At 30.8% G+C, this 17307-nt stretch carries 20 protein-coding genes; 3 read left to right on the forward strand and 17 right to left on the reverse strand.

Translation table 11 applies throughout. From position 1 onward, the window contains the following. From FGQ49_RS06305 to FGQ49_RS06325, 5 genes are all read right to left on the reverse strand, one after another. Entirely contained in the window at positions 1-459 is a 459-nt protein-coding gene (locus FGQ49_RS06305) for an arginine repressor (RefSeq protein ID WP_138269021.1), read from the reverse strand. Then, complete coding sequence (locus FGQ49_RS06310; protein ID WP_171020621.1) at positions 449-1309, reverse strand: NAD(+)/NADH kinase; 861 nt, start codon at positions 1307-1309, stop codon at positions 449-451. Before FGQ49_RS06310 ends, FGQ49_RS06305 begins: the two co-directional genes overlap by 11 nt. Before the next feature lie 4 nt (positions 1310-1313). Further along, positions 1314-2117: a TlyA family RNA methyltransferase gene (locus tag FGQ49_RS06315; RefSeq protein ID WP_138269023.1), complete on the reverse strand. Its 804-nt coding sequence runs from the start codon at positions 2115-2117 to the stop codon at positions 1314-1316. Then, positions 2114-2668: a hypothetical protein gene (locus FGQ49_RS06320; protein WP_138269024.1), complete on the reverse strand. Its 555-nt coding sequence runs from the start codon at positions 2666-2668 to the stop codon at positions 2114-2116. The genes FGQ49_RS06315 and FGQ49_RS06320 overlap by 4 nt, the downstream gene beginning before the upstream one ends. A 97-nt stretch (positions 2669-2765) precedes the next feature. Next, positions 2766-2969, reverse strand: a complete 204-nt coding sequence (locus FGQ49_RS06325) for a hypothetical protein (RefSeq protein ID WP_138269025.1) — start codon at positions 2967-2969, stop codon at positions 2766-2768. Positions 2970-3042: 73 nt separating this feature from the next. Here FGQ49_RS06325 and FGQ49_RS06330 point away from each other — a divergent pair, with 73 nt between their 5' ends. Further along, positions 3043-3675: a DUF421 domain-containing protein gene (locus tag FGQ49_RS06330; protein WP_138269026.1), complete on the forward strand. Its 633-nt coding sequence runs from the start codon at positions 3043-3045 to the stop codon at positions 3673-3675. After that, entirely contained in the window at positions 3672-4052 is a 381-nt protein-coding gene (locus FGQ49_RS06335) for a DUF4363 family protein (protein WP_138269027.1), read from the forward strand. Before FGQ49_RS06330 ends, FGQ49_RS06335 begins: the two co-directional genes overlap by 4 nt. Here FGQ49_RS06335 and FGQ49_RS06340 read toward each other — a convergent pair. The 12 genes from FGQ49_RS06340 to FGQ49_RS06390 form a co-directional block, all read right to left on the reverse strand. Then, entirely contained in the window at positions 4039-4890 is an 852-nt protein-coding gene (locus FGQ49_RS06340) for a prephenate dehydrogenase (protein WP_138269028.1), read from the reverse strand. The genes FGQ49_RS06335 and FGQ49_RS06340 overlap by 14 nt on opposite strands. An 11-nt stretch (positions 4891-4901) precedes the next feature. Continuing rightward, positions 4902-6065, reverse strand: a complete 1164-nt coding sequence (locus FGQ49_RS06345; protein WP_138269029.1) for a TraB/GumN family protein — start codon at positions 6063-6065, stop codon at positions 4902-4904. Between the two features lie 97 nt (positions 6066-6162). After that, positions 6163-9135: a vitamin B12-dependent ribonucleotide reductase gene (locus tag FGQ49_RS06350; RefSeq protein ID WP_138269030.1), complete on the reverse strand. Its 2973-nt coding sequence runs from the start codon at positions 9133-9135 to the stop codon at positions 6163-6165. A 132-nt stretch (positions 9136-9267) separates the two neighbouring features. Further along, a complete protein-coding gene (locus FGQ49_RS06355) occupies positions 9268-9777 on the reverse strand; it encodes a shikimate kinase (RefSeq protein ID WP_138269031.1) in 510 nt (169 codons plus the stop codon). 2 nt (positions 9778-9779) lie between these two features. After that, entirely contained in the window at positions 9780-10583 is an 804-nt protein-coding gene (gene aroE / locus FGQ49_RS06360) for a shikimate dehydrogenase (RefSeq protein ID WP_138269032.1), read from the reverse strand. A 2-nt stretch (positions 10584-10585) separates the two neighbouring features. Then, the gene (locus FGQ49_RS06365; protein ID WP_138269033.1) at positions 10586-11503 is read right to left on the reverse strand and encodes a chorismate mutase; all 918 of its coding nucleotides are present in this window, start codon (positions 11501-11503) and stop codon (positions 10586-10588) included. Positions 11504-11512: 9 nt separating this feature from the next. After that, positions 11513-12592: a chorismate synthase gene (aroC, locus tag FGQ49_RS06370; RefSeq protein ID WP_138269034.1), complete on the reverse strand. Its 1080-nt coding sequence runs from the start codon at positions 12590-12592 to the stop codon at positions 11513-11515. Continuing rightward, entirely contained in the window at positions 12570-13808 is a 1239-nt protein-coding gene (gene aroA, locus FGQ49_RS06375; protein ID WP_138269035.1) for a 3-phosphoshikimate 1-carboxyvinyltransferase, read from the reverse strand. The genes aroC and aroA overlap by 23 nt, the downstream gene beginning before the upstream one ends. Next, positions 13809-14870, reverse strand: coding sequence for a 3-dehydroquinate synthase (gene aroB, locus FGQ49_RS06380; protein ID WP_138269036.1), 1062 nt, complete (start codon positions 14868-14870; stop codon positions 13809-13811). 10 nt (positions 14871-14880) lie between these two features. Continuing rightward, positions 14881-15894 carry a 3-deoxy-7-phosphoheptulonate synthase gene (aroF, locus tag FGQ49_RS06385; RefSeq protein ID WP_138269037.1) on the reverse strand — a complete coding sequence of 338 codons (1014 nt, stop codon included), beginning with the start codon at positions 15892-15894 and terminating at the stop codon, positions 14881-14883. Positions 15895-15998: 104 nt separating this feature from the next. Then, the gene (locus FGQ49_RS10700; RefSeq protein ID WP_256476183.1) at positions 15999-16121 is read right to left on the reverse strand and encodes a hypothetical protein; all 123 of its coding nucleotides are present in this window, start codon (positions 16119-16121) and stop codon (positions 15999-16001) included. A gap of 177 nt (positions 16122-16298) precedes the next feature. Then, on the reverse strand, positions 16299-16916 hold the full coding sequence (locus FGQ49_RS06390) for a hypothetical protein (RefSeq protein ID WP_138269038.1): 618 nt from the start codon (positions 16914-16916) through the stop codon (positions 16299-16301). Between the two features lie 203 nt (positions 16917-17119). Between FGQ49_RS06390 and FGQ49_RS06395 the strand changes: the two genes are divergently transcribed. Beyond that, positions 17120-17307: hypothetical protein (locus FGQ49_RS06395; RefSeq protein ID WP_138269039.1), on the forward strand; the 188-nt coding region annotated here is incomplete at its 3' end.

Here is a 17307-nt window from a genome sequence, read left to right on the forward strand (position 1 = left end):
TTATTTTCCTTTCTTTAAGAGAGATTCAAACTTTTTAACCAATTCTTTTGCGTCATCTTCACTTCTTACAAGTATGAAAAGTGTATCATCTCCCGCAACCGTTCCTACAATTTCATTTAATTTTAAAGCATCAATTGCAACACCTGCAGCTTGAGCCATTCCTGTTATTGTATGAAGGCATACAAAGTTGTTTGCATAATCAATTGTTAAAACAGCTTCTCTAAAAACACTTACAATTCTGTCATCTAAATTTGAACTTTGATTTGAATATGCAGCATATTTATATTTACCGCTTTTTGTCATTACCTTTATTAGTTTCATCTGTCTGATGTCTCTCGAAACTGTTGCCTGGGTTACGTTTATTCCAGCTTCTTTTAAATATTTTGTTAAGTCTTCTTGTGTTTCAACTTCGTATTTGTTTAGTATTTCAAGTATTTTTGAATGTCTGTCAATCTTCATGAACAAATTCTCCTTCTACTATTGGGTTTTTTATCTTGTTTACAAGTAAAGAATAGAAATTATAATCATCAAATCTTATGAAATTGGCTTTAAGTGAACTTTTCTTTACTATTATTTCATTTCCTTTTATATCAGGTTCAACACTGTCGATATAAACACTCGTTATTTTAGGGTTAAATCTTATTTTTACAACATCATTTGAATTAACGATAATGCTTGTTGAATTTAAAGTATGAGCACAAATAGGATTTATTATAAACAAATCGCAGTTTGGATTTACAACTGGACCTCCACTTGAAAGATTATAAGCAGTTGAACCTGTAGGTCCTGCTATAATTACGCCATCAGCAAGATAGTCAGCAAAAACTTCATCGTTTATAAACACCTTATATTCTGCAACTCCATAGTGGTTTTTCCTAAATAAAACAGTATCATTTAAGGCAAAACCAAGTTTATTATTATCTTTGTCATACACATCAAGAAGCATTCTTTTATCTAGTGTATATTCACCATTTAACGCCTTATCTATGCATTCCATCCATTCGTTTCTTTCTACATTTGCAAGAAAACCGACTTTTCCAAAGTTAATTCCAAGAATGGGTTTTTCGTATTCTCCTATTTGAGATAAGGCTTTTAAAATTGTTCCGTCTCCTCCAATTATTATAATAAAGGAAACTTTTTTTATATTTTCTTCGTTTAATATTGAAAAGCTGTCATATTCGGGATTTTTCAATGGTTCTTCAAGATACATATGTACATTTTTTCCATACAGATAATGAACTATTTGTCTTGTGAAATCCATGTATCTGTCTTTTTTATAATTTGTTATTATTCCTACATATTTTTCCATAATGTCAGTCAATCTCCTTATGCGCATTTTCAACACATTCATCTACTATATTATCAATATCTATAAGGTTTTCTTCATTTTTTGTTACATATGCAATAAATTCTCTGTTGCCTTTAGGTCCTTTTATAGGTGAAAAATCAAGTTTTTCAACATATAATCCCTTTTCTTTAAGCCCCAAAATCACATCTTTAACAACTTTTTTATGAATGTTTTTATCTTTTATTATTCCATTCCCAACAAGTTCTCTTCCCGCTTCAAACTGTGGTTTTATAAGGCATATATATACTCCGTCGTCTTTTAAGAAATTAAGCAGATTATCTGCAAGTTTTAAAATTGAAATAAATGATACGTCCATAACGGCAATATCAATCATTTCCCCAACTTTATCAAATTCCATATTTCTGAAATTCGTTTTTTCAAGACAAACAACTCTTTCGTCTTGTCTTAATTTATAGGCAAACTGCCCGTATCCAACGTCTATGCTGTATACTTTTTTTGCTCCGTTTTGAAGCAGACAGTCTGTAAAGCCTCCGCTTGACGCTCCTACATCCATACAAATCTTATCTTTAACATCAACATCAAAAACTTTGATTGCTTTATCAAGTTTGAAACCGCCTCTGCTTACAAAGGGATTATCATTTCCTTTTATAATAATATTTGAATAAATATCCACCTTTGTTCCCGCTTTATCGACTCTTTGGTCGTTTACAAAAACAAGACCAGCCATTATAAGCCTCTTTGCCTTTTCTCTGCTTTCTGCCATTCCGCTTTCAAAAAGCAAAACATCTAATCTTTCTTTGGTTTTCATTTTTTTATCCTCCCTTTAATAGAGAAAAATTCCACAAAAACCGCCGCTTTTCTTACTATCTCGGTGGAGTTGTTCATTGAAATGTGTTTTCCAAAGGCTTTTCCCCCAACTGTCAAAGCAGCGACAACACCGTTTAAAACAACACTTATTATAACGGTTTCTTTTAAATTATATATACTAGCGATTTTTACTATAATTATTGCAACGGTGGCACCACTTATGATACCGCATATATCTCCGATAACGTCATTACATATATTTGAAACCTGAGAAGCTTTTTTAACAAGGTCAACAGCCTTTCTTGCTCCTTTAACTTTATTTGCTGCCATTGCATTAAAAGGTGCAACCCCCTCTGTCGTTACCGCAGTTCCAACCATATCGCATATTATACCTATCAATATTATTGCAAAAAGCACAAAGAGTGCACCAACCAAGCCCGCATTCCCCACAAGAGATTCGCTTATTACGTTAAAGGCCATAGATAAAAAGAATGTTAAAAACGTAATTTTTATAGCCCAGCTTTTTCCGTCTTGTTTTTTATTCTTTGACATATTTCCTCCGATTTCTACTAATTATATCACAAAATATTTTTATTTTTTTACCATTATAAAACTCGACAATTTTTTATCAAAAATTCGTCAATTTTTATTAATAATATCCGTTTCTTTTACTATCTTCGCTATCGGCAATTCTCTCTAAGCTATTTGATATTGATTTTATATCCTTAAAATATTCTTCTATTTTTATTTTTAAATACCCTAAAAATGATATTACCGAAACAAGTACCATGAATAATAAAACAGGATTTATTATATTTATTATTTTAGTCAAATAATCCAAAAAACTATTCATATTTATTCTCTCCATGTTATAAAAATACAATTATATCATATACTAAAATTAAAAAAAAAGAAAGGTTTTAATTATGTTAATTTGTTTTATTCGTGTTGCACTTATATATTTTTTGGTTTTATTCGCCATAAGATTTTTAGGAAAAAGACAGATAAGCGAATATCAGCCTTTTGAACTTGTAATAACAATAATGATAGCGGATATTGTAACTGAACCTATCGGCGACGTTAATATTCCCCTTTTAAACGGAATAATTCCTCTTATTGTTTTAATATTTCTTCAAACCTGTATATCTCTTCTAACATTTAAAAACGAAAGAATAAGGACTTTTATATGCGGTAAACCAGAATATCTTATATATAACGGCAAGATAATGCAAAAGCAAATGTCAAAGATGCTAATAGGCATTGATGATTTATGCGAACAATTAAGAAACAATGATATTCTCGACTTAAACGAGGTTTCTTATTTGATTTTAGAAGCTAACGGAAATCCCAGTTTTGTAGACAAACAAGAAGGTTCACTTCCAATAAGCCTCATTAAGTATGGTAAAAGACTGAGTAAAAGTCTTCCTCTTGCAAATTATACCGATGAAAGGCTTGATAAGGAACTTAGAAAAAATAACATCGTGAATGATAAGGATGTCTTTTGGGCATACGTATACCAAAATCAGTTATATATAATAAGAAAGGATAGTTTAAAATGAGATCTTTTTGTTTTGCGGCGGCACTTTTGATTACACTTCTTGGGATAAATGTTTACTGTTATAACTTTATAAAAGAGTCATCAATAAAACTTGAAAACAATATTGACGAGATAGTTTATTACTTAAACAAAAATGATGATGAAAATGTAGAGAAAAGTTTTAATGAGTTAAAAGAACAAACAATAGAAAGTAAAAAAGTATGGTTTCTTATAATAAATCACGAAGAAATTGATAACGTAGATGTAAAGATAAAGGAATGTGAAGGATATATAAAAAAAGAAGCCGACAATGAATTATTGGCCTCTTTAAATTCTCTTAAATTTTATATAAACAATATCTACGAAAGGGAAAAAGTCAACATCCCTAACATTTTTTAATGTGATATTCGTTGCTTTTTTCTTTTAAAATTCTTCCTTCTCTTAAAAGCTGTTCCATTTTATCCATGTCTTCACTTTCAAGAGCTTCTTTATATTCTTCTAATTTTTCTATTATATTTTCAACCTCGAATAAAAGGGCATCTTTATTCATGATAAAAAGTTCGCTCCACATATATTCGTTTAACTTTGCAACTCTTGTTAAATCAAGAAAACTTCCCGCAGAAAAGCCTTTCTCTTCCAAAATTGAAGGGCTTTTTACATATGCGTTTGAAACAACGTGTGCAAGCTGAGATGTAAAAGCGATTATCTTATCGTGTTCTCTTGGAGTTGATAAAACACATTCTTTAAACTTCATTTGTTTCACAAGCTGTTTTATAATATTTATCTTATCTTTATTTGTATTTTCCGTTACGGTAACAATAAAACTTGCCCCTTTAAATAAATCTGAAACAGCCGCATCGTATCCCCAAAGTTCTCTTCCTGCCATAGGATGAGCTCCAACATAATCTATATTTCTTTTTATCGCTTCAGGTTCAATTTTATTTACTATCTGCTCTTTAACCCCGCATAAGTCCATAAGGGTAGAATGTTCTTTCATTGTTTCCATTACTTTAAAAGCAAGGTTAATAGTATTAACAGGATGAAGAGCTATTACAACCATATCCATTTCTTTCATATCATCAATTAAAATAATATCGTCAATTGCTCCGTCCCTTTTTGCCTTAACCAACGTTTCAGAGTCTATATCATAACCGAAAACTTTATTTGTCGTATATTTCTTTATTGCTTTTGCAAAAGAGGCTCCTATAAGCCCAAGTCCCACTACTGCTATGTTCATGTTATCACTCCTTAAAAAATTTGAAGAAAACTTTTAAATATGTCAGCCCCTGCAATAATCGTTCCTATTGTACTTCCAAGATTAGCAAAGGTAACTACCAAAAGTATTTTTGTTATTCTGTTTTTCCAAAGTCCCTTTAAACTCTCTAAATCAGAACTTAAGTTTTCAAAATCGGAAACTTTTGGTTTTCTTATATATGCTTCCACAAGCCCTGCAAACCACCCTGCCGCAAGAAGCGGATTAAGGGAAGTTATTGGAGCAGCTAAAAATGCCGTTATAATGGCTGGAATACTTCCAAAAGCAAGGACTACGCCAAGAGCACTTAATGTTCCATTAAAAAGTATCCAACTTATTATTTGAGAAAATCCCGTATCAGCGCTTTTAAAAAAGCTGAATATTATCATTAAGATAATAAATGCCGGAATTCCAAAGCCTATAACTTTTCCCGTTTTTCCGGGTTTTGGTATTTCTTCTATTTCCTTTAAATCTATGTCTTCTTGTATATTTTTTATTATTCCGTTTAAATGAGCCGCACCTACAACGGCAACTATTTTTTCGCATTTTGCGTTTTTTATCTTTTGAGAAAGATATATGTCACGTTCATCTACAAGGTATTTTTTTAAATCCGGAAATGATGTGCTTATATCAAGCAACGCATTTTCTATATAATCCCCTTGTTTTATATTTTCAAGATCCTCTTCGCTTAATTCTTCATCTTCAAAAAAGCTCATAATAAGACCATACAGAAGTTTCATCTTTTCCATAAAAGACATCTTCCTGAATATTCTAAGAAAAGTTGTCTTAATATCTCTATCTGCTAAAGTAAGCTTTGCTCCTATTTCTTCGGCAGTATTTATTGCATTTATCATTTCCTGCCCTGAGTTAATATCAAAACTTTCGGCAATTCTTTTTTGATAAGAACTTAAAATAAGGTTTATCAAAAGAAGAGTCGTTTTCTTTTCCTTAATAACATTTACGATGTCCGTATCCTGCCATCTTTCATTATTTTTAATTGAAGAATATCTACCCTCATCAAGCTCTATACAGACATTATCGGGCTTTATTTCTCTTATCATTTCTTCAACTTGAATGGCACTTTCTCTTGATACGTGTGCCGTACCTATAAGGGTAATTTCTTTACCGTTTATATTAAGCTGTTTAACTGTTTCAGACATTTTGCCTCCGTAAAATAATTACAAATTACCCCCTTAAAAAAGGGGGTAATTTATTTTATCATTTTTTATTTAATTTATAAAGCATATTTAAAAAATTTTAGCTGCAACCTGTTGTTGAACCGCAGTCTGCACATACTTTACATGTTCCGTTTCTAAAAAGTCTGTTTGATGAACAAACCGGACAAACCTCTCCGTACACTCTTGTTGTATTTGGGTCGTCTTTTATCTGTTCATAGCTAAGCTGTTCTTTTTCTTGTCTTTCTTCTTTTATTATTTTATTGCTTATGCTGTCGTTTATTTCTTCTTCTTGTGGTTTTTCCGGTTTTACTTCAACTCTTGTAAAATCCCCAAGTTCTATATCTATTATCTTACTTAATAAATCAGCAATACTTGAAGCATTTTTAATGTAAGGATGTCTTGATACAAATCCGCTTGGTTCAAATTGTTGACCTCTTAGAAGTCTTGAAATTTCCTTTGCAGGAATGTTGTATTGAAGCATATTTGATATTGATTTTGAAAGAGAAGCAAGCAGTCCTTTTACTACTGTTCCTTCTTTGTCTGTTGAAACAAATATTTCAGACATTCTTCCGTCTTGGTAGAATCCTATTGTTACATATAATTCAATATCACCTATCTTAGCAGCATGAGTTCTGCTTCTTCTCATTCCGTCAGGTTTAATTCTGTGAAGTGTTCCTCTCTTACAGTGTTTTGCATAATCAAGAAGTCCTTGATATGTAAGGTCTTCCAAAGAATCGCTTTCACTTTTTATTGATGTATTAAGAGGTTGAGATGCCTTTGAACCATCTCTGTAAACAGAAATAGCTTTAACCCCTGACATATAAGAAAGTTTATATATATCGCTTATGTCTTCATAAGTTGCGTTAGAAGGCATGTTTACTGTTTTTGATAAAGAACCGCTTATAAGAGGAGTTACTGCCGCTACCATTAAAACATGTCCGCTTGGAGAAATTTCGTTTGCAGTTTCAAATATTTTCTTATCCTCTTCTCTTAAGTGTGGTGCATCATTTAATGAATAGTGCATAAAGTTTCCTATTTCATCTTTTTCAAGAAGATAATCTTTAATATCTTTTATTTCTTCTTCTTTATATCCTAAATTTCTAAGAGCAATTTCCAATATTGGATTTACAAGTTCCATTGTTCCCCCACCTGAAAGGGATTTATAAACAACGTTTGAATAGAAAGGCTCAAGTGATGTTGCACCGCAGTCCATGGCAAATGAAATTGTTCCTGTTGGAGCAATAACAGTTGTTTGAGCATTTCTGATTCCATATGCTTCGGCATGTTCAAGAGCTTTTGTCCATAAAATTCTGCTTGCATTTAAAACTTCTTCAAGTCCCATTTCAGAAATTACATCTTCATCAAGTTTTAAAGGAACATAATCAAGCCCTTCAAAATTATCATCTAAAGCAAGAGAACATCTTGCAGAGTTTCTAAGTACTCTTAACACATACTCAGCATTAATATCAAATTTTTCAAATGGTCCGACACTTCTTGCCATTAAAGCAGAAACAAGATAAGATTGTGCGGTCATAATAGAGCATAATGCTGCAGTTAAGTTTCTTCCTTCGTCGCTGTCGTATGGGTAACCGAATACCATAAGAAGAGAAGCCATATTTGCAAGTCCAAGGCCTGTTGTTCTAAACATATAACTCTTTCTTGCTATTTCTTCAGTTGGGAATTGTCCCCAATGAATTGATGCTTCAAGAACAAGTTGTATTAAAGAAATCAAATGAATATAATCATTTAATTTAAAAATTCCTTCTTCTTCGTTATAGAATCTGTAAATATTGATTGACGCAAGGTTACAAGCAGTATTATCAAGGAAAGCATACTCACTGCATGGGTTTGTTGCGTTTATTCTGTTGTATTTTGCACCTACGTTTCCGTCTTCACCTGCAGGGCAAGTATGCCAAGCATTGAAAACATCATCAAATTGAACCGCAGGGTCTGCACAGTTCCATGCTGATTTACAAATTAAATCCCATAAGTCTTTTACTTTAACTTCCTTATTTACTTCTTCATCAACTCTTCCTTTAAGTTCAAAAGTAGCATCAGGATTTTCTCTTAAGTTTAAGACTTTTTCCATAAATTCTCTATTTAGTCTTACAGAGTTATTTCCATTTTGTCCGCTTACTGTTTGATATGCTTCACCGTCCATTGAAGTATCATATCCCATTTTGCCAAGAGCTCTTACTTTATCTTCTTCTCTTGCTTTCCAAGAAATAAAATCTTCAATTTCAGGATGGTCAATATCGGCTATAACCATTTTTGCAGCTCTTCTTGTTGTTCCACCGCTTTTTATTGCTCCGGCATTTCTGTCAAAACCTTTTAAAAAGCTCATCATACCAGAAGATTTTCCGCCGCTTGAAAGTTTTTCGTTTAATGCTCTTAGATTAGAAAAGTTAGTTCCTACCCCTGAACCGCCTTTAAATAACTTTGTTTCTGTAACGTATTGTTCAGAAATAGAATTATCACCAAGCAATGTATCTTTTATAGAAAGAATAAAGCAGGCTGAGGCTTGTGTTCTTGTGTATCTGTCTTTACTCTTCTTTACGCTTCTGCTTTCAGGGTCAAAGTAGAACATATTGTCACTTTCACCGCTTATGCCATAGTTTCTCTTTATTCCTGTGTTAAACCATTGTGGAGAGTTTGGAGCCCACATTTGATTTAAAAGAGCATAAGCTACTTCATCATAAAAAATATTATATTGATTTTGAGTTGTTATAAGCCCTTCATCAACAAGAGCATCTGCCCAAAATCCTACCATTCTGTCCACTACTTGCTTTATGCTTGTTTCGTGTCCGTTATCTTTTCCTACCCCTGCTTTTCTAAAATATTTTGATGCTATGATATTACATGCATTTTTTGAATAAAATTCAGGGAATTCCAAATCGTGCATTTCAAAAATATTTTTTTGAGTTTTATAATCAAAAATCTCAACATCTACGGTTTTATATTCAAATAAATCATAAACCGTAATGCTGCTATCTTCTTCAAGTCTTTTGGTAAAACGTCTTTTGAAAATATTGTTTACACTTAAATTATCCATAAAGTTCACCTTTCTTATGTAAAATACTCTACCACATATAGTATAAATTACATACATTAATACAATTATTAGTATATCATTTATTATTGTAATTGCAATACGTTTTCTATAACAAAAAACAAAAAAAGAACGCTATAAAACGTTCTTTTTATTTAATTCTTTAATTATGTTTTCTATACAGTATTTAAAATAACCGTTATTGCTTACTTCAATATCACAGTATTTTTTATATAAACCAATTCTGTTATTATACAAATTATAAATATGCTCTTCGTTATTTTTTAAAAGTGGTCTGTCCTTACCGAGATTTTTGGATTTTAATATATTTTCAACACTTCTGTTTATAAATACTATTATGCTCGTTTGTTTAAAATAATCAATGTTTTCTTTTCTTGTGACTATTCCGCCTCCTGAAGAAATAAGAGTGGAATTTAATTTTGAAAGCTCTTTTGAATAAAAGGTTTCTATATCTCTAAAACTTTCTTCACCGTCTTTAAATATTTCACTGATTTTTTTGTTTGTCTTTTCTTCAATGTAATTATCCATATCGATAAAAGTTAAACCAAGCTTACTTGCAAGTTCCTTACCTATACTGCTTTTACCACAGCCCGGCATACCGATTAATAAAATATTCTTTTGCATTTTTATATTTCCTTTTTAAGTTTGGATATAATCTTATTTGTATCTTCTTTTGAAATTACAAAGTCATTCCATATTTCTTCAGATTTTAAACCTTGCATAATAAGCATTTCAATTCCGCCGCAAGTTTTCTTACCTAAGTTTTCACCTATTTCCATAAACTTTGTTTTTAGCGGATTATAAACAACATCAACAACATAATCAAAGTTTTTGATTATATCTTCATTAACAGGAGAAAAATCAACTTTAGGATACATTCCAACAGGTGTTGTATTTATTATTACTTGAGCTTTTATTTCTTTTAAATCTTCATAGTCGATTAAATTAACGTCATTTTTTGCTTGTTTATCGCTTTTGTTACGACTTACCAAATAAACTTCTTTTGCACCTAAATCCTTAACGCAAGAAATAACGGCCTTGCTTGCGCCGCCGCTGCCTAGTATTACAACCCTACTATTATTTATTTCTACATTGTTCACGTTAAGCTGATACATAAAGCCGTAATAATCGGTATTATATCCGTAAAGTTTTCCATTAACATTTTTTATTGTATTAACGGCACCGATTTTTTCAGCCTCTTCGCTTATAAAATCCAAACCATCCATAACGGTTCTTTTATAAGGAATAGTTACGTTTATTCCGTCAAGATTATTTTTTTTCATAAAATCTTTTATATTTTGTGCCGTATCAACATCTATTTCATAAAGCTCATACTCATAGTTTAAATTTAATACATCAAAAGCCGTATTATGCAAAATTTTTGAAAAACTATGAGGTAATTTTTCACCAATTAAACCAAATTTTTTCATATCTATCCTTTATATGTTCCAAGAATTCTTATATATGGCAAATCACCGTCAAGTCCGTATAACATTTTTAAAACATTGCTATCTTGTAAACTGCCGTCAAAATTAATGTAAATCGTAAATTCTTTTCTGTATATATTTGTTTCTTTTGAATCTATTTTATTAATGTGGATATTATAATTTGCAAAGTATCTTATTAAATGACTTAATGATTTAGATTTATTGTCGATTTTAACAAGTAAATCTACTTTAGTACAATCTTTGCAGAAATATTTATCTTTACCAAGAATTATAAATTTGTTTAAATCTTCAAGTTTATCAGATTTATTTTTGTTTATTACGTTTAAGTTATCATCAACAATAAACTTATCTTTTATATAAACATTATCATAAGTCTCAAGAAAAGAATACATTTTTGCGATATGCCCGTCTCCGGCATTATCTAAAGCCAAAAAGGCAAAGTCTATTTCCCCGTTTGAAACAGCTTTTAAAATATCTTCGTATTCTTCAAATTTAATTACTTCAAGGTCTTTTTTAAAATATAAATTCATTGCATCTATTGACAAATGATTTATTTTATCTATGTAACCTATCTTATTAGCACTTTCAACCAAATCAATAGTATATTTTTCTTTTATTATGTTTATTGCCTTATCGGCAATTGCTTTTCTTTGAAAATTCTTACTTATATCCATAATATGATTGAAAAAGTCGGCAATCTCTTCTGAATAATCTTTGTTTTTAAGATTGTTTATTGCATTTTCAACTACCTGTGCTTCTCTTTTGGTATTTAATACTTCGATATTATTTTCTTTTTTATACTTCGCCACGTCTACGACAGTATTCATTCTTTCTTCAAAAAGTTTCACTAACTCTTTATCTATTTCGTCAATTCTTCTTCTTGATTCTTCCAAACTCTTCATACATAACTCCTAATCACATAACAAAAAATCATATAAACAAATTGCACTTGCCGCTTCTATTACAGGAACAGCTCTTTTTACAATAACGGGATCGTGCCTTCCCACTATTTCCAAACTTGTATTTTCCTTTGTTTCGACATTTATGGTTCTTTGCTTTCTTGAGATGCTTGCAGTTGGTTTTATTGCAACACTAAAGCATATTGGCTGTCCGTTTGATATTCCTCCCAAAACTCCGCCGTTGTTATTTGTGAAAGTTTTTACATTGCCATTTTCATCATAATAATATTCATCGTTTGCTTCACTTCCAAACATATCGGCAAAAGCAAAACCTTCACCAAACTCAACACCCTTAACTGCCGGAACAGAAAATAGGATATGAGCCATTCTTGATTCAATGCTGTCAAAAAACGGAGAACCGATACCTGCCTTAAAACCTATTATACCACATTCGATGATTCCTCCAATGCTGTTTTTTTCATTTTTTGCATTTAAAATTACATCTTCCATCTCTTTTTGCCTTGTTTTATCTAAAAGCGGAAATGATTCGTTTTTCAATCCAATCAGAATATCTTTGTTTATATTTGTGTAATCGAAACTCAAATCTTCGACTTTGTTTATCTTTTTTATATGTGCACCTATGTATACTCCTTCTTTTTCTAAAAGTTGTTTTGCAATTGCACCTGCAAAGGTTAAAGAAAGAGTAAGTCTGCCGGAGAAGTTTCCTCCTCCTCTGTAATCATTGCTTCCGTGATGTTTTACATATGCGGGATAATCTGCATGAGAAGGTCTCATTTTTACTTTAAGCTCGCTGTAATCTTTACTTCTTGTATTGCTGTTTTCAAATATTGCACAAAGAGGAGAACCTGCTGTTTTATTATCAAAATAACCGCTTATTATCTTTGGAGTATCGGCTTCTTTTCTTGGAGTTGAAAATTTATCGCCCCCTTGTCTTCTTTTAAGTTCAAAATCTATTTTATCAAAATCAAGGGTTACTCCTGCTGGAATTCCGTCAATAACAACGCCGATTGCTTCGCTGTGAGACTGCCCGAATATAGTTACTTTAAATTTATTTCCAAATGTCGCACTCATTTATTTCTCCTCCAAGTTTCTTAAAGTCTTCATAAAAATGCGGATAAGATTTTTTAACACACATATAATCTTTTATTATGATATCATCTTTGCATCTGCTTGATGCAATGGCAAGACTCATTGAAATTCTATGGTCTTTGAAAGAATCAACATATCCTCCATTTAAAGAATCAACACCGTTTATTGTAAGGCTTTCTTCATGTTCTATAATATCAGCACCAAGTTTATTTAACTGAGTTGAAATTGCAGTTAGTCTGTCACATTCCTTTATTCTAAGTCTTCCTGCATTTATAATTTCAGTTTTCCCTTTAGTTAAAGCTGCACACACCGTAAGGATAGGAATAATATCAGGGCAGTTTGCTGCGTCAATCACTTTGTTTTCATCATTTTTAAGTACTTCAAGCCATTTTAATATTTCTTTATCACCTTGAAGAGAATTTTCATCAAGACCTTTTATGTCTATATCATTACCAATATAGTTCGCACTAAGGAAGAATGCTGCCTGGGAATAGTCTCCTTCAACGGTATAATCCATTGCCTTATATTCCTGGTTTCCTTTTATTATAAATTCTTTATAGTCCTTATTTTCAATTTCTATACCGAATTTTTCAAGCATTGAAAGAGTCAAATCCAAATAACTTTTTGATTCAAGTTTTGAAATTATTACAATTTTGCTATCATCATTTAAAAGAGGAAGAGCAAAAAGAAGTCCGGTTATAAACTGAGAGCTTATGTCTCCTCTTACATAAAATGTATCAGCTTTTAATTTTCCCTCTACTTGCAAATCCAAAATATCTTTTTTATAAGAATATTTTATTCCTTGTTTGTCAAATATTTCGTAAAAAACATTAAGAGGTCTTTTGCCTAAGTTTCCTTTACCGATAAAAGTCTTTTTTTGATTAAGAAGCATTGTTATTGGAACGAAAAATCTTAAAGTAGAGCCTGACTCGTTACAGTCCACTATAAAATCTTCATTGTTTGGAGACGATAAAATCCCCTCTACCGCTACTTTTCTATTATCTATTTCTATTTTTGCTCCCATGCTTCTTGCTGCGTTTATGGTTGCTATTATATCATCGGATAAGTCTATATTATCTATTATAGACTTACCCTTTGAAAGAGCAGCACATATAATTGCCCTGTGAGCCATGCTTTTTGAAGGAGGAACAACTACTTCCCCTGATAATTTTCTTGGTTTAATTAAAATATTGTCCATTTACTCATCCTTAAAAAATTGTGTATTTGTCTTATGTATATAACATTTTCCTATTTCATTTAAAAGAATTACGTTTAAAACTTTTCCTTCGTTTTTCTTGTCGGTAGAAATATGAGAAAGAATACTGTCATTATTTATTGCCCCGATATCGTATTCCATATCAAAGTTAATTAAAATATCTTTTATTTTATCGCTTACGCCTTTAGGTGTAAGACCAAGTTTTTCACTGTGTTTTGTTATTTCATACATTCCAATCCCCACAGCTTCACCATGAGTATATTTTTCATAGTTAAAGTGAGCTTCTATTCCATGAGCAAGAGTATGACCAAAATTAAGCTTCATTCTCTCCCCTGTATCTTTTTCATCTTCTTCAACTACAATTCTCTTTAAATTACAGCTTGTGTATACTATATGTTCTATATTATCAAGTATATCTTCTTTTGTTTTAAGATTATATAAAAATTCAAAGAAATCTTTATCAAATATAAGACCGTATTTTATTACCTCAGCCAAACCGTCTTTTATGTTTCTAAGGGACAAAGTTGTTAAGACATTTGTATCAATAAGCACAAGCTTTGGTTGATGAAAACTTCCAACTAAGTTTTTGCCTTTTTTAAGGTCTATTGCAACTTTTCCACCAACAGAACTATCTACTTGAGATAAAAGAGTTGTAGGAATTTGAATAAAACCAACTCCTCTTAGAAATGTAGATGCAACAAAACCGCCAAGGTCACCTATAACTCCGCCCCCCAAAGTTATAATCATGTCTTTTCTAGTCATGTTAAAATCAATAAGAGCATTATATATAGGTTCAAGAGATTCTATGGATTTTGTTTTCTCTCCGTTTGGAAGAATTATATAATCAACATTAAAACCTCCGTCTTTAAGGTTATTTATAACTTTATCAAGATAAAATCTTGCAACTATATCGTCGGTTATAATAAATAGTTTTTCTCCCTTATATACTTTTTTTATTTCTTCTGATAATGATTTTAAAATACCTTCTTTAATAATAATATCGTAAGATTTTTCATTAAGATTTACATGAATTTTCTTAGCCATAATTTTTTCCTTATAGAGTTCTTCCAACGATTGGAGCAAGTTTTCTTAAATCTGTCATTAAATCGTCGAATGCTTCAGGTTTTAGAGATTGTTGTCCGTCACATAAAGCGTTTAATGGATCGTTATGAACTTCGATAATAAGTCCGTCTGCACCTGCAACGATTGCTGCTTTAGCTAAAGATTCAACCATCCACCATTTACCTGTTGCGTGTGATGGATCAATGATAATTGGTAAGTGGCTTAATTTTTTGATTGCTGGAATTGCGCTTAAATCAAGAGTATTTCTTGTGTATGTTTCAAATGTTCTAATACCTCTTTCACAAAGGATAACATTTTCGTTTCCGCCTGCCATAATGTATTCAGCTGACATTAGAAGTTCTTCGATTGTTGCACTTAAACCTCTTTTTAAAAGAATAGGTTTTCTGATTTTACCAAGTTCTTTTAATAAATCGAAGTTTTGCATATTTCTTGCACCGATTTGGATTACATCAACATCTTCAACGAATTTTTCAAGGTCGTTTGTAGACATTAATTCAGTAACGATTGGAAGTCCTGTTTCTTTTCTTGCTTCTTTTAAAAGTTCAAGTCCATCGTATCCTAGACCTTGGAAAGCGTATGGGGAAGTTCTTGGTTTGAAAGCACCGCCTCTTAAGAAATTTGCACCTGAAGCTTTTACATCTTTTGCAACTTGTGTAATTTGTTCTCTTGTTTCAACTGAACAAGGTCCTGCGATAATTGCAAGTTTTTCACCACCTATAACTTGGTTTCCAACTTTAATTTCGCTGTCGTTTGGGTGGAACATTCTGTTTGCTTTTTTGTAAGGTTCTTCAACATGTAAAACTCTTCTTACGATTGAGTTTGCTTCAAGTGTTTTTGCATCTAAAACAGATGTATCACCTACTAAACCAAGTACAGTAAGTTCTTCTCCTTCGATTGGTTGGATTTTTAAATTTTTGCTTTCGATTTGAGCAACCAATTTGGCTACTTCAAGTTTGTCTGAGTTGGGTTGTAATACTACTATCATTTTGATTTTCTCCTTTAAGTTAATTTTTTAGTTTTGTAAAATAAAAAAGGGAACTCCTTTTAATGAGTTCCCCAAATTCTTTACTTTGCGTTTTTTAAATACATTTAAAGATTATACTCACTAAAAGGCTTATCTGTACGTGAAAAAGAACCTGCAAAGAAATAAAAGTTTGCAAAGCTAAAATAGTTATAAAATTTAAAGCTATTTAGTTCTCTTAAACCTTTCATTTTAATCTTCTCCTTTGTATTCTTGTTTGATATAATACACTTATTGTTTTTAATTGTCAAGAATATTTAGTAAATTTATGAAATTTTTTCATACAGTTTACTTTTTATATAACAAAAAATGATTTATTTTCATTACGTTTTATTAATTTTTTTAATTATGAAAAATCAACAATATATTTAATATATACCATATTCTTCCATCATATTTATGATTCCCTCATATATTTTTCCCATAATAATGTTTTGATCTTCATCGCTAAGAGGCTCTACTTTCCATTTTCCATCTACTTTTACAAGATTAAGCTCAATTTCTTCAGTATAAACATCAGGTTTAAAAGTTTCTAATGATTCAAAAAAACAATCCTCAATATATTGCTTTGTTTCTTCATCCGTCATTGAAGAATTATTTGCTTGTTCTTTTGCGCCTTTTACCACTGCATATGCAACTACTTCGCCAATATTTTCATTTGTTATCTCAGCCTTTACCACTGCTGTATCACCTTTTTCTTCTACATCTATAATTTTATATTGCATATTTTTTGTAGTACGTGCATAAACGTCAGTGCTGTTTAATACCCCTTGTTCTATCATCTTATTAAATTCTTCTTCTATAGAATAGTCTATATTTAATACATCGTCTAACATTGTAAGGTCAAAATTTTTATACCCCTCAAGCAAGGTAACTGCAACACCTTTAGGTGAATTTGTTTGTTCATTTGAATTTGAACACCCAAAACCTATCAAAGAAAACATAAAAACTAAAATTAATAAAATACTACTTTTAAATTTTTTCATATTAATTTCCCCTTATTTTTTTATTTTATTATAATACTTTACTTTAATATAATTAAAACATAATTACTATATATTGTAAATCACATAGTAATTATTTGTGAAAATTATATTATAATAATTAACTTTTAATTAAGTATTTATTAAATATGAATTTTAAACATTTATTACTGATATAATTAACATAATTTAAGGAGGGAATTATTATGAAAGTTAATTTACAATCTTTTAACCGGAATTTAAAAGAAAGTTTTAAAAGATTTTTATCATCATTTGTATTTTTGATTTTTTATTTAACAAATACTATAATAATGTATTCTTTAGATGTTACTGAAAAAATGTTTTACTGCATAAATAAAGGTATTTTTGCAGGCATTTTTATATCTATATTTAT

Origin of the sequence: Anaerofustis stercorihominis (assembly GCF_005844425.1) — a bacterium.
Lineage (GTDB): Bacteria > Bacillota > Clostridia > Eubacteriales > Anaerofustaceae > Anaerofustis > Anaerofustis butyriciformans.